Raw genomic sequence first — 12,776 nt, 5'->3', positions numbered from 1 at the left:
CTTCAGAACAGGCGTTCTGAAGCCTTTTTGTGTTCAGGGCAATTGCAATCCGCCTGAGGCCTTGTGCAGCTTGCGCAAATGCTCACCAATCTGCTTCACGTTAGCTTCGCTGGCGGCAATCTCTGCCGCCCGCTTGGGTTCGAGCAGCTTGCGCACCTCGGTATCGAGATCGCCGGACAGCGCCAGCAGCTTCTTCTGCCGCTGGCTGCTTTCCGCTTCCAGTCGGCCAAACTCGCTCGGCTGGGGCAGTCCATAACCTTTGGAATCGAGCAGTTCCGCCGGGCGGCTGAGGAAGCCACTGTTGGCAAGGATCTCCTGCAAGGTGGCGTTGGCTTTGTCCATGCCGCCGTTTTCCAGCTCGCGGGCGCCGAGGTAGCGTTGCTTGACCTCATCCTGAGCCAGCAACAACTGCCGGCGGAAACTGGCTTGCTCCAGCAGCAACAGCGCCGCGCTGGTGCGCAGGTCGGCGCGGTCGAACCATTCGCGGCGTTGTTCAGCGCTGAGTGACAGCCACTCTTCGACGGTGCTCTGCTTGATTGGCAGCTGCTTCTTCAGCACATCGAACATCGCCTGATAGCGATCGCGGAACGAGTCGAAGCGGTAACCCAGCCGCAAGGCTTCTTTCGGATCGTCGAGCACACTGGTGTCGGCCAGACCACGGCCCTTGAGCACTTCCAGCAAGCCATTGGGCATGATGCTGTCGAGGCCGACGAGCTGGTTGTTATTGCTGCCGCTGCGCAACAGTTTCAAGCCTTCCACCGCGCAGTTGTTGGAGAGGAAGAAGTAGTTGCCGTCGTAGCTCCAGTGCATCTCGGCGGCATGTTCGACGACGCCTTCGATTTCCTCGCGAGACAGGTTCAGCGGCACCGAAGCGAGGCTGCGCAGTTCGGTCTTGGTGTACTCGTCGATCACTTGCGCCAGCGGCAGCACGAACAGCCGCGACGGGTATTTGCCGACCAGTCCGTCCCAGCTCGACAGCTGCACGTCGCCAACGAAGGCGCGATAGGACAGCACCAGGTGCTGATCGAGGTCGAGACGGCAATCAGGGCCGCGCGGGCGACCGGGGGCGCAGATCACCAGACGCAACATGCTGTGACCCCAGCGGCTCACCCAGTTCTGGTTGGCTTCGGCCAGCAGGTAGTCGACCGCGTAGACCCGTTCCGGATCGACTTGCCCCAAGGGTTGCTTGGCGAAGTCATTGCCCGCATTGAGAAAGGCGAAACTCTTGCTGCAGGTGTCCTGCGCGGGCGGCGCCCAACCGAAATGTTCTTTGTAGTAGCGATACAGCGCCGGGCGGCGGCAGGCGTAGCTCGGGTCGAGGAGGAAGTACTCCATGTTGACCGCGACGAATTCCTTGGGGCTGGAAATTTCGTAAAGATCTGGACTGCGGGCGATCTGGCGGTTGTGTTGTTCGCGCTCGCCACGGCGGCCGACGTACTGCTGCCAACCGGCCAGATCGAGCAGGCGCGGGTCGTCGCTGATGGTGAAGCGTCGACCATTCTGCCCGCGACACTCGTCGGGTATGCCAATCAGCCCGGCACTGTTGAAGCGTCGGGTGCAGCGTTGGATCAACGTGCGTTCGGCAGTAGGCCATAAACGCGCGCGGTCGTAGATATGAGTGATTTCGTGCAGCACCGTGGCCAGCAGTTCCTGACGCACAGTGCCGTGGGGGCGATTGGTTTTCTCTTTCGCCGCGCTGCCGTCGGTGAGACCGGCGAGCAGCTTGCGATTCAGATCGAGCTCAGAAACCAGCGTCGCCTGCCCGTACGCGTTGGCAGGCATGTCGTCGGTCCAGCCGACATCAATGCGCCGATCCAGCCGCTCGATGAAACTCGGCGGCAGCTTCCGCATGGCCTCATCGATCAGCGCCTGACTGGCCTGTTGTTGAGCCGGGCTCAGACCGTCGGTCTTGAGCCGCAATTGCAGGCTGGCGTGGGCGCTGTTGCCAAGCAGCAACAACGCCCCGGCCAGCAGCCAGGCGCCAACGGACCTCACAGTGCGAGGATGGCTTCGGCGAGTACCTGATCGCTGGCGTCGCGGGCTTCCGGCACGCGAGTACGCAAGGTGTTGAGGGCAGCTTCGAGGTGCGCGCCACGGATGTCGCCGTTGCTGGCGACGAAACTGGCGGCGTCGTCGTGGGCCTCGCGGATGATTTTCGAATCGCGAATCGACGTGGTGGTATCGGAGGTGAAATCGATGGTGCGCTGGGAGGCACGAACGATGATGTTACTGGTGGCTACCAGGGTGTGCGCCTGGGCCATATCGGCCAACACAAACAGGCCAAGGGCGGCAGCAATCAGCGGGCTACGCATGGAACGACTCCGGAAGGAAAAGGATAACTATTGGACGAGAATTGCCTCTGCCAGTTCAAGGTCGCTGGCATGAAGTTTTGGCCGGGTTTTGCGCAGGTAATGCAGCGCGGATTCCAGCCGTGCGCCTCGCCATTCACCGTCACTGGCAACGAAGGCGGCCGCGTCATCATGGGCGGCGAGCAGCAGTTTACGGTCGAACGGCGCAGAAGACACCATGCTGGTGGCGTAACCGCTGACGACGGTGCCTTGGGTCGAAGCATTGAAAGCATCGAAGGCGTTGGCAGACATCGCCCAGCAGGCGGTGAATAAAGCAGAAGAGATGAGCAGGTTTGGAAAAAAGCGCATGGGACTCGACAACTGTTAACGAGCCTGAAGGCTAGCGCAAATGCCCGGGCCAGAGCCAGCATTGAAACATCGGGACACGGCTGGCGTGTCCCGCAATGCAGCCGGCAATCAGAGGGTCAGAATCGCTTGAGCCAATTGAGCGTCGGTGGCATTTAGTTGTGGCGCCTGATGGCGAATATGATCAAGCGCGCTTTCCAGTTTCACACCACGGATATCGCCTTCGCTGGCCACGAAGCTGGCGGCGTCGTCGCGGGCGGCGAGGACGATCTTGTCGTCACGGAACGAGGAGGTCACATCGGAAGTGGCGTCAGAAGAGGCTTTCAGCGCGCCGACGATCGAATCGGTAGTCACGATGAAGCTGGTAGCGCTGGCGTTGGCAGCCACGGCCAGCAGGGCGGCGGCACTGAGCAGACGAAGACGGATCATGATGTAACTCCTTTGGATAAACCGTAGTGAGAGGTGGCTCGGTATCTGAGGAGTCAGACGCCTGTCGCGCATCGTTCGCCACGTTCTGCATGGATATTAGGCTGCCAGATCCGGTTCGCCCAGTGGTGGCCAGTGATACTGCAAAGGTTCTGGATAACTGTACTGGTGTTAGTTGAGATTTTCGCCAATTGTACTAGTGCTCGTTCAGTTATGCGTTTTAGAGCATTCAAGACCCCTGAAACGACAAAACCCGTCGTGGGTTCCCACGACGGGTTTTGCCTGTGCAATTCGGGTTGCTGGCGGTGGGTCTGACGACCAGAGCCAGCGACGCTGTTTAGCGCCAGAACGGCTTGCTCAGCTCTTCGTAGCGTTGTGCTTCGCTGATACCGGCGTCGGCCAGCAGACGCGAGTCCAGACGAGCCAACTGGTGGCGGCTGGAGATGCGGCGCTGCCACAACATCAGGTTGGCAAGAACGCGCAGAGGCAGGGAAGCCTGGGTGTTTACAGCTTTGTCTTCGAAGAACAGTTCGGAACTGAGTGTACGTTCCATGGTTGACATCCTTCCGCTTGTGGCGGGATCAGGTAGTGGTTTGACTGGTGCCCATGATCCTCTCGTTTGCCTAGCCTCTGTAGATACAGTTCAACTGTATTGTGAGTGACCAGTTAACTGTTTATGGATGGTGTACGGGTCGAAATCGGGCAAACTGTACCTGTCCGCACTTGATTGGTGCATTTTGCCTCGTAACTCGAATGTAAGTAAGAATTTTCTGTAGGAAATGACCGGTACAGCAGTACAGTTTTTGTCGATTCGGCGCCTTGCAGATACCCGCCGACGCAAACTGTGTTTACATCGGTGATTATCTGTATGAGTTACACCGCAAGCATGCGCCCGGTTTCTTCCAGGTTCATATGCCAGCTCAGTGCTTCGCGCAGGATATGCGGGGTATGACCGCCAATTGCGCAAGCCGCGCTGAAGTAATCATTCAGTGCCTGGCGAAAGTCCGGGTGCACACAGTTATCGATGATCGCTCGCGCACGCTCCCGTGGCGCCAAGCCACGCAAATCGGCCAGACCAACCTCAGTCACCAGAATGTCGACATCATGCTCGGTATGGTCGACGTGGCTGACCATCGGCACCACGCTGGAAATCGCGCCACCCTTGGCAATCGACTTGGTCACGAATACCGCCAGATGCGCGTTGCGCGCGAAGTCGCCAGAACCGCCGATGCCGTTCATCATCCGCGTACCGCAGACATGGGTGGAGTTGACGTTGCCGTAGATGTCGAACTCCAGCGCCGTATTAATGCCGATAATACCCAGGCGCCGTACCACTTCCGGATGATTGGAGATTTCCTGCGGACGCAGGACCAGTTTGTCCTTGTACTTCTCCAGGTTGCCGAACACGTCGCTGTTGCGCCGCTCGGACAGGGTGATCGAGCTGCCCGAGGCGAAGCTCAGCTTGCCGGCATCGATCAGGTCGAAGGTCGAGTCCTGCAGCACTTCGGAGTACATGGTCAGGTCTTCGAACGGCGAGTCGATCAAGCCACACATCACCGCGTTGGCGATATTGCCGATCCCGGCCTGCAGCGGGCCGAGCTTGTTGGTCATGCGCCCGGCCGCCACTTCCTGCTTGAAGAACGTGATCAGATGTTCGGCGATGGCATTGGTGTCGACGTCCGGTACCGACACCGTGGACGGCGAGTCCGACTGCTGAGTGATGACAATCGCAACGATCTTCTCCGGTGGAATCGGAATCGCCGTGCTGCCGATGCGATCATCGACTTTTACCAACGGAATTGGCGTCCGCGTCGGGCGGTACGTGGGTATATAGATGTCATGCAGGCCTTCGAGGTTGGCGTTGTGCGCCAGGTTGATCTCGACGATCACCTGCTTGGCGAAAATCGCGAAACTCGCCGAGTTGCCCACCGACGTGGTCGGCACTATATGGCCTTGCTCGGTGATGGCGACTGCCTCGATGACGGCGATGTCCGGCAGCTTCAACTGCTGGTTGCGCAGTTGCTCAACGGTTTCCGAGAGATGCTGGTCGATGAACATCACTTCGCCGGCGTTGATGGCCTTGCGCAACGTGCTGTCGACCTGAAACGGCATGCGCCGCGACAGCACGCCGGCCTCGGTGAGTTGCTTGTCGAGGTCGTTGCCCAGGCTGGCGCCGGTCATCAGGCTGATCTTCAGCGGCGTGACCTTGGCGCGCTCGGCCAGTGCGTGGGGAACGGCCTTGGCTTCGCCGGCGCGGGTGAAACCGCTCATGCCGACGGTCATGCCGTCCTCAATCAGAGCAGCGGCGTCGGCAGCGCTCATCACTTTATCCAACAACGAAGGCAGGCGAATACGGTCACGGTACATGGATTAATATCTCGAGCAACGAGTAGCAGGATGCGCAGTCTAGTGAATTTGGCCGGCGCCTGTCCCGCTACCAAGGTCGCAAACGAGGCCTCTATTTCGCGGGTTTGCAGTAAAACACCGTTACCGGATCTGCAACAACGCGGCAAATTGTCCGGCATCCGGTGCAAACAAAAACGCCCCGACAAGTCGGGGCGTTCGTTATTTCAGCGCCGAATTACTCGACCGCTTTGACCATGTCTTCGATGACCTTCTTCGCATCGCCGAAGACCATCATGGTCTTGTCCAGATAGAACAGTTCATTGTCCAGGCCCGCATAACCGCTGGCCATCGAGCGCTTGTTGACGATGATGGTCTTGGCCTTGAACGCTTCGAGAATCGGCATGCCGGCAATCGGCGACTTCGGATCGTTCTTCGCCGCCGGGTTGACCACGTCGTTCGCACCGAGCACCAGCACCACGTCGGCCTGGCCGAACTCGGAGTTGATGTCTTCCATCTCGAACACCTGATCGTAAGGCACTTCGGCCTCGGCGAGCAGGACGTTCATATGCCCCGGCATCCGACCCGCTACCGGGTGGATTGCGTACTTCACGGTCACGCCACGGTGGGTCAGCTTCTCGGTCAGTTCCTTCAGCGCGTGTTGCGCACGGGCTACTGCCAGGCCGTAACCCGGGACGATGATAACGGTGTCGGCGTTGGTCAACAGGAAGGTCGCGTCGTCAGCCGAACCGGATTTCACCGGACGAGCTTCCTGCGCACCGGCAGGACCTGCATCGGCAGTATTGCCGAAACCGCCGAGCAGTACATTAAAGAAGGAACGGTTCATCGCCTTGCACATGATGTACGAGAGGATCGCACCGCTCGAACCCACCAGGGAGCCGGCAATGATCAGCATCGAGTTGTTCAGCGAGAAACCGATCCCCGCCGCCGCCCACCCCGAATAGCTGTTGAGCATCGACACCACCACCGGCATGTCGGCGCCACCGATCGGGATGATGATCAGCACACCCATCACGAATGCCAGCGCCAGCATTAGCGCGAAGGCAGTGAGGTTGCCGGTGAACATGAAGGTCAGGCCGAGCACCAGCGTAGCCAGACCCAGAACCGCATTGAGCTTGTGCTGACCGGCGAACTGTACCGGTGCGCCCTGGAACAGGCGGAACTTGTACTTGCCCGACAGCTTGCCGAAGGCAATCACTGAACCGGAGAACGTGATCGCACCAATCGCAGCCCCGAGGAACAGCTCCAGACGGTTGCCCGCCGGGATCGCATCGCCCAGCTGTTTAACAATACCCAACGACTGCGGCTCAACCACCGCCGCGATGGCGATGAACACCGCCGCGAGGCCGATCATGCTGTGCATGAACGCCACCAGTTCCGGCATCTTGGTCATTTCAACACGCTTGGCCATGATCGACCCGGCAGTGCCACCTACCAGCAAGCCGACGATGACGTAACCGATACCGGCCGTGGCCAGTTCAGCCCCGAGCTTATAGATGAGGCCGACGGTGGTCAGGATGGCCAACGCCATGCCGAGCATGCCGAACAGATTGCCGCGTCGCGAGGTGGTCGGGTGCGACAGGCCCTTGAGGGCCTGGATAAAGCAGATCGACGCGATCAAGTAGAGCGTCGTGACGAGATTCATGCTCATTACTTCGGCGCCTCTTCTTTTGCTTTCGGGGCTTTCTTCTTGAACATCTCAAGCATGCGGCGGGTGACCAGAAAACCACCGAACACGTTGACCGCAGCCAAAGCCACGGCCAGCGTGCCCATGGTCTTGCCCAGCGGCGTGACGGTCAGTGCGGCGGCAAGCATGGCGCCGACAATCACGATCGCCGAGATTGCGTTGGTCACTGCCATCAATGGCGTGTGCAGCGCAGGCGTGACGTTCCAGACCACGTGGTAACCGACATAAATCGCCAGCACGAAGATGATCAGGTTGTAGATACCGGGGGAGATAAGCTCTTCCATCGTCTGAATCCCTGCTTAGGCGTTTTTGCGGATGACTTGGCCGTCGCGGCACATCAGGCACGCGGCGACGATGTCGTCTTCGAGGTTGACGTCGAACTGGCCTTCCTTGGTGAACACCAGCTTGAGGAAGTCCAGCAGGTTGCGTGCATATAGAGCCGAAGCGTCTGCAGCGACTTCACCGGCGAGGTTGGTCGGGCCGACGATGGTCACACCATTTTCCACAACGACCTGATCGGCAACAGTCAGCGGGCAGTTGCCACCCTGGGCGGCGGCGAGGTCGATGACCACCGAACCCGGTTTCATCTGCGCCACGGTATCTGCACTCAACAGCGTCGGCGCCTTGCGGCCCGGAATCAGCGCGGTGGTGATGACGATATCAGCCTGCTTGGCGCGCTCGTGCACGGCCTGGGCCTGACGCTGCATCCAGGTCGCCGGCATTGGCCGTGCGTAACCGCCGACACCGACCGCGCATTCGCGTTCTTCATCGGTCTCGTACGGCACGTCGACGAACTTGGCGCCGAGGGATTCGATCTGTTCCTTAACGGCCGGACGTACGTCGGACGCTTCGATCACCGCCCCCAGACGTTTCGCCGTGGCAATCGCCTGCAAGCCGGCCACGCCCGCGCCGAGAATCAGCACACGCGCCGCTTTCACGGTGCCCGCAGCGGTCATCAGCATCGGCATGAAGCGTGGGTAATAGTGAGCGGCGAGCAACACAGCCTTATAGCCGGCAATGTTCGCCTGCGACGACAGCACATCAAGACTCTGTGCCCGCGAGGTGCGCGGCGCCGCTTCGAGCGCGAACGCGGTAATGCCGCATTCGGCCATTTTTGCGATGGTCTCGTTGTTGAATGGGTTGAGCATGCCCACCAGCACCGTGCCGCGCTTGATCAGCGTCAGTTCGGCATCGCTTGGCGCGACCACTTTGAGAATCAGCTCGGCGCCAAACGCGTCATTGGCGCTGCCAATGCTTGCGCCGGCCGCTTCATAGGCACTGTCGACGACACTGGCTTTGATGCCGGCGCCGCTTTGCACAGTGACCTTATGGCCTTGGCTGATCAGCTTCTTGATGGTTTCCGGGGTTGCAGCAACCCGTGTTTCACCGGTCTGGGTTTCGAGAGGAACACCAATGTGCACGTCAAATCTCCTGCGTGATCTTATTGAGTAAACCCATGCACTACGGATGGTGCGACTGGGGCGGCCGATCAGCACGATCCCGCCGAATCAGGGCGGGGCGCGGCATTTTGCAGGCGAACTTTATGCCCTTCAAGGGATTATGACGGGTGACGGAAAATTAACTACAAGTCATGCCGTGACCGAATGTCGCAGATGGCCAGTTGAACCCCTTGCAGGCCGTGCCTTGCAAGGATTCTGGCTGAATTCGAAAAAAATTCGCATGGGTGGCGTGAATAGGCACTAATGAGTCGCCATTAGAGGCTCAAAGCCACGTCGTTGGCAGCTTGTGGGACGTCTGTACGACTTTCGGATACAGTCTGCGAAAACGCGACAAATAGTTATATCTGTAGGGCTTTAGATTACCTGACTACGGGGTTAGGTATTGCCGAGAGCCTTTATTCTTCTAGGCTGTAGCTTCGTGCCTGGTTTACTAGCCAGTCACGAAATGCCTTCAGCGATGCCGATTCGACCTTTCGCTCCGGAATCATCAGGTAATACGCCTTGATGCTGGAGAGCGCTTGAGGGTTGGCAACCACCAGACGTTTCTCGGCCAGCTCGCGCTGAATCAGAAACGGCGGAATCAGCGCGACGCCCATGTCATGCATGGCTGCCTGGGCAAGCATGGAGAATAGCTCGTAGCGGGGACCTGTCATGTCGCGAGGGATATTCAACTGCTGCGAGTTGAACCACTGGCGCCAGGCGTAAGGTCGGGTGGTTTGCTGCAGCAGCGGTAGTTCGGCGATGGCTGCGGCCGTCAGCTGCTTGCGATTGCCGAGCAGGGCGGGGCTGCACACCGGCATCGGATTCTCGCCCATCAATCTGTGGGATTCGGTACCCGACCAATCGGCATCGCCGAAGTAGATCGCGGCATCGAATTCGGTGTCAGCAAACAGGAACGGCCGGGTGCGGTTGGTCAGGTTGACAGTCACTTCCGGGTGCTTGAGCTGGAAATCCTTGAGCCGTGGCAGTAGCCATTGCGTGCCGAAAGTCGGGACGACCGCGAGTTCGATCACATTGGTGCCTTGCTGGCCCATTACCGAAAGGGTGTCGCGTTCCACTGCATCGAGTTGAGTCGCCACTCGGCGGCTGTAGGAAAGTCCCGCCTCGGTCAGTTTCACTCCACGTCGCGAGCGTCGGAACAGTTCCACGCTGAGGAACTCTTCAAGGCTGGCGATCTGTCGGCAAATGGCGCCTTGGGTGAGCGATAGCTCTTCAGCTGCACGGGTAAAGCTCTCGTGGCGCGCGGCGGCTTCGAAACTGATCAGGGCGGTGGTGCTGGGTATCTTCCTGCGCATGTACGACAACCTCACTAATGCGCCGCATAAAAGGCTATTGGCGACGATACGGAGTGAGAAATTAGCACAACAGAATGCGAAATCCTCGTTTGCCCCGACCGCGAACCGCGCCTAGGATCAATGCCACGTTAATTCACCCGATTGCGAGGGCACACTCATGGGCGGTAAAGCTAGCTTCAACTGGATCGATCCCCTGCTGCTGGATCAACAGCTCACCGAAGAGGAGCGGATGATCCGCGACACCGCCGCGCAGTTCGCTCAACAGAGCCTGGCGCCGCGTGTGCTGGAAGCTTTCCGTCATGAGAAGACCGACCCGGCAATCTTCCGTGAGATGGGGGAAGTCGGCCTGCTCGGCGCGACCATTCCTGAGCAGTACGGTGGCAGCGGCCTGAACTATGTCAGCTACGGCCTGATTGCCCGGGAGGTCGAGCGCGTCGACTCTGGCTATCGCTCGATGATGAGTGTGCAGTCCTCGCTGGTGATGGTGCCGATCAACGAATTTGGCACCGAAGCACAGAAACAGAAGTATCTGCCGAAACTGGCGTCCGGCGAATGGATCGGTTGCTTTGGTCTGACCGAGCCGAACCACGGTTCCGATCCTGGCGCGATGATTAGCCGGGCGCGCAAGGTTGATGGCGGCTACAGCCTGACTGGCGCGAAAATGTGGATTACCAACAGCCCGATCGCCGACGTATTCGTGGTGTGGGCCAAGGACGACGCCGGCGACATTCGTGGCTTCGTTCTGGAGAAGGGCTGGAAAGGTCTGAGCGCTCCGGCGATTCACGGCAAGGTCGGCCTGCGCGCTTCGATTACCGGCGAGATTGTCATGGACAACGTGTTCGTGCCGGAAGACAACATCTTCCCGGATGTCCGTGGCCTGAAAGGTCCGTTCACCTGTCTCAACTCCGCACGCTACGGCATTTCCTGGGGCGCGCTGGGCGCCGCCGAGTTCTGCTGGCACACCGCGCGTCAATACACTCTGGACCGTCAGCAATTCGGCCGCCCATTGGCCGCGACCCAATTGGTGCAGAAGAAGCTCGCCGACATGCAGACCGAGATCACTCTGGCGCTGCAGGGCTGCCTGCGACTGGGGCGGATGAAGGACGAAGGCACAGCTGCCGTTGAAATCACTTCGATCATGAAGCGTAACTCCTGCGGCAAGTCGCTGGATATTGCGCGGATGGCGCGCGACATGCTCGGTGGCAATGGCATCTCTGATGAATTCGGCGTGGCCCGTCACCTGGTCAACCTGGAAGTGGTGAATACCTATGAAGGTACCCACGACGTTCACGCGCTGATCCTCGGGCGTGCGCAAACCGGTCTGCAGGCGTTCTATTAACAGGAGGGCGGACCATGGGCGCGCTGTCGCATCTACGGGTACTGGATTTATCGCGCGTGTTGGCCGGGCCGTGGTCCGGGCAGATACTCGCTGACCTTGGCGCCGAGGTGATCAAGGTCGAGCGCCCGGGCAATGGTGATGACACTCGCGCCTGGGGGCCGCCCTTCCTTAAGGACGCTTACGGCGAGAACACGTCAGAAGCGGCTTATTACCTCTCTGCCAACCGCAACAAGCAATCGGTCACCATCGACTTCACGCGTCCTGAAGGGCAAAAGCTGGTGCGCGACTTGGCGGCGAAGTCGGACATCCTGATCGAGAACTTCAAGGTTGGCGGTCTGGCGGCGTATGGTCTGGACTATGAGTCGCTGAAGGCACTCAACCCGAGTCTGATCTATTGCTCCATCACCGGCTTCGGCCAGACCGGCCCCTACGCCAAGCGCGCAGGGTATGACTTCATGATCCAGGGGCTTGGCGGCTTGATGAGCCTCACCGGCCGTCCCGAAGGAGATGAAGGCGCCGGGCCGGTGAAGGTGGGCGTGGCGCTGACGGATATCCTCACCGGCCTGTACTCGACAGTGGCGATTCTCGCGGCATTGGCTCATCGCGATCACGAGGGTGGTGGCCAACACATCGATATGGCGTTGCTGGACGTGCAAGTTGCGTGTCTGGCCAACCAGGCGATGAACTACCTGACCACGGGCAATGCCCCAAAGCGGCTGGGCAATGCGCATCCCAACATCGTGCCTTATCAGGACTTTCCTACAGCGGATGGCGACTTCATTCTCACCGTGGGTAATGACGGACAGTTCCGCAAGTTCGCCGAAGTCGCTGGGCAGCCGCAGTGGGCGGACGATCCTCGCTTCGCGACCAACAAGCTGCGGGTGGCGAATCGCGCAACGTTGATCCCGTTGATTCGTCAGGCGACGGTCTTCAAGACCACGGCCGAGTGGGTTGCTCAGCTCGAGCAGGCGGGGGTGCCTTGTGGGCCGATCAATGATTTGTCTCAGGTATTTGAGGATCCTCAAGTGAAAGCGCGCGGCCTGGCTATCGCGCTGCCCCATCCATTGGCGGGGATGGTGCCTCAGGTAGCCAGTCCTATTCGGTTGTCGGAGACGCCGGTGGAGTATCGTCATGCGCCTCCTTTATTGGGGGAGCACACATTGGAAGTTCTGCAGCGAGTCTTGGGTCTGGGAGCGGGCGCAGTGGCCGCGCTTAAGGACGAAGGGGTCCTTTGAGTCTTTCTTCTATATAGAAGACCTGGATCTCACCTCCGATTGGCCTGTTTTTTAGCCAATACGCAAGTTATTGAAAGAAAAGCGAAATTAACGGTTGACGGCAGATTCCAGAGGTCTATAATTCGCCCCACTTCCGGCGCAGTCGAAACGGAAAACTCCTTGAGGTTCAAAGAGTTACGCAGTTTTCGGCAGCGGCTTGCTTCAGATCATCGAAGCCTGGAAGGAGTTGAAAGAGCAGTGATGTGTAGCTCTTTTAACGGTTCGATCTTCTCGGTCGAAAGCGGAGAAAATAGGTGTTGACAGCAGCGATTAACGC

At 59.3% G+C, this 12,776-nt stretch carries 12 protein-coding genes; 2 read left to right on the top strand and 10 right to left on the bottom strand.

All coding sequences use genetic code 11. The annotated features are described in order from the left end of the window. Nucleotides 1–33 precede the first annotated feature (33 nt). The 10 genes from AC0Z4S_RS06305 to AC0Z4S_RS06260 all read right to left on the bottom strand — a co-directional run bounded on the left by AC0Z4S_RS06305 (nucleotide 34) and on the right by AC0Z4S_RS06260 (nucleotide 9,886). Nucleotides 34–1,995, bottom strand: coding sequence for a DUF7844 domain-containing protein (locus AC0Z4S_RS06305; protein ID WP_485622444.1), 1,962 nt, complete (start codon nucleotides 1,993–1,995; stop codon nucleotides 34–36). Next, on the bottom strand, nucleotides 1,992–2,312 hold the full coding sequence (locus AC0Z4S_RS06300) for a DUF2388 domain-containing protein (protein WP_253497682.1): 321 nt from the start codon (nucleotides 2,310–2,312) through the stop codon (nucleotides 1,992–1,994). Before AC0Z4S_RS06300 ends, AC0Z4S_RS06305 begins: the two co-directional genes overlap by 4 nt. A 27-nt stretch (nucleotides 2,313–2,339) precedes the next feature. Next, a complete protein-coding gene (locus AC0Z4S_RS06295; protein ID WP_485622443.1) occupies nucleotides 2,340–2,657 on the bottom strand; it encodes a DUF2388 domain-containing protein in 318 nt (105 codons plus the stop codon). A 108-nt stretch (nucleotides 2,658–2,765) separates the two neighbouring features. Beyond that, the gene (locus tag AC0Z4S_RS06290) at nucleotides 2,766–3,083 is read right to left on the bottom strand and encodes a DUF2388 domain-containing protein (RefSeq protein ID WP_329516873.1); all 318 of its coding nucleotides are present in this window, start codon (nucleotides 3,081–3,083) and stop codon (nucleotides 2,766–2,768) included. Between the two features lie 334 nt (nucleotides 3,084–3,417). Continuing rightward, nucleotides 3,418–3,633 (bottom strand): DUF1127 domain-containing protein, encoded by a 216-nt coding sequence (locus AC0Z4S_RS06285; protein ID WP_008081135.1) that lies wholly within the window; start codon nucleotides 3,631–3,633, stop codon nucleotides 3,418–3,420. Nucleotides 3,634–3,953: 320 nt separating this feature from the next. Beyond that, nucleotides 3,954–5,447: a succinyl-CoA:acetate CoA-transferase ScpC gene (scpC, locus tag AC0Z4S_RS06280; protein ID WP_485622442.1), complete on the bottom strand. Its 1,494-nt coding sequence runs from the start codon at nucleotides 5,445–5,447 to the stop codon at nucleotides 3,954–3,956. A 214-nt stretch (nucleotides 5,448–5,661) separates the two neighbouring features. Continuing rightward, nucleotides 5,662–7,095: an NAD(P)(+) transhydrogenase (Re/Si-specific) subunit beta gene (locus tag AC0Z4S_RS06275; protein WP_110644713.1), complete on the bottom strand. Its 1,434-nt coding sequence runs from the start codon at nucleotides 7,093–7,095 to the stop codon at nucleotides 5,662–5,664. Beyond that, nucleotides 7,095–7,415 carry an NAD(P) transhydrogenase subunit alpha part 2 gene (locus tag AC0Z4S_RS06270; RefSeq protein ID WP_003220416.1) on the bottom strand — a complete coding sequence of 107 codons (321 nt, stop codon included), beginning with the start codon at nucleotides 7,413–7,415 and terminating at the stop codon, nucleotides 7,095–7,097. The genes AC0Z4S_RS06275 and AC0Z4S_RS06270 overlap by 1 nt, the downstream gene beginning before the upstream one ends. 15 nt (nucleotides 7,416–7,430) lie before the next feature. Beyond that, nucleotides 7,431–8,552 (bottom strand): Re/Si-specific NAD(P)(+) transhydrogenase subunit alpha, encoded by a 1,122-nt coding sequence (locus AC0Z4S_RS06265; RefSeq protein WP_485622441.1) that lies wholly within the window; start codon nucleotides 8,550–8,552, stop codon nucleotides 7,431–7,433. A 434-nt stretch (nucleotides 8,553–8,986) separates the two neighbouring features. Continuing rightward, nucleotides 8,987–9,886, bottom strand: coding sequence for a LysR family transcriptional regulator (locus AC0Z4S_RS06260; RefSeq protein ID WP_485622440.1), 900 nt, complete (start codon nucleotides 9,884–9,886; stop codon nucleotides 8,987–8,989). A gap of 157 nt (nucleotides 9,887–10,043) precedes the next feature. On the opposite strand from AC0Z4S_RS06260, the gene AC0Z4S_RS06255 reads away from it, so the two are divergent. Beyond that, nucleotides 10,044–11,225, top strand: a complete 1,182-nt coding sequence (locus AC0Z4S_RS06255; RefSeq protein ID WP_123417590.1) for an acyl-CoA dehydrogenase — start codon at nucleotides 10,044–10,046, stop codon at nucleotides 11,223–11,225. A 14-nt stretch (nucleotides 11,226–11,239) separates the two neighbouring features. Next, on the top strand, nucleotides 11,240–12,460 hold the full coding sequence (locus AC0Z4S_RS06250) for a CaiB/BaiF CoA transferase family protein (protein WP_485622439.1): 1,221 nt from the start codon (nucleotides 11,240–11,242) through the stop codon (nucleotides 12,458–12,460). Nucleotides 12,461–12,776 lie beyond the last annotated feature (316 nt).

The sequence above is a fragment of the Pseudomonas sp. 1L-B-1-E-C1 genome, assembly GCF_057291835.1.
Note: the sequence above shows the minus strand (reverse complement) of the source record. Positions and strands in the feature narration are given on the sequence as shown.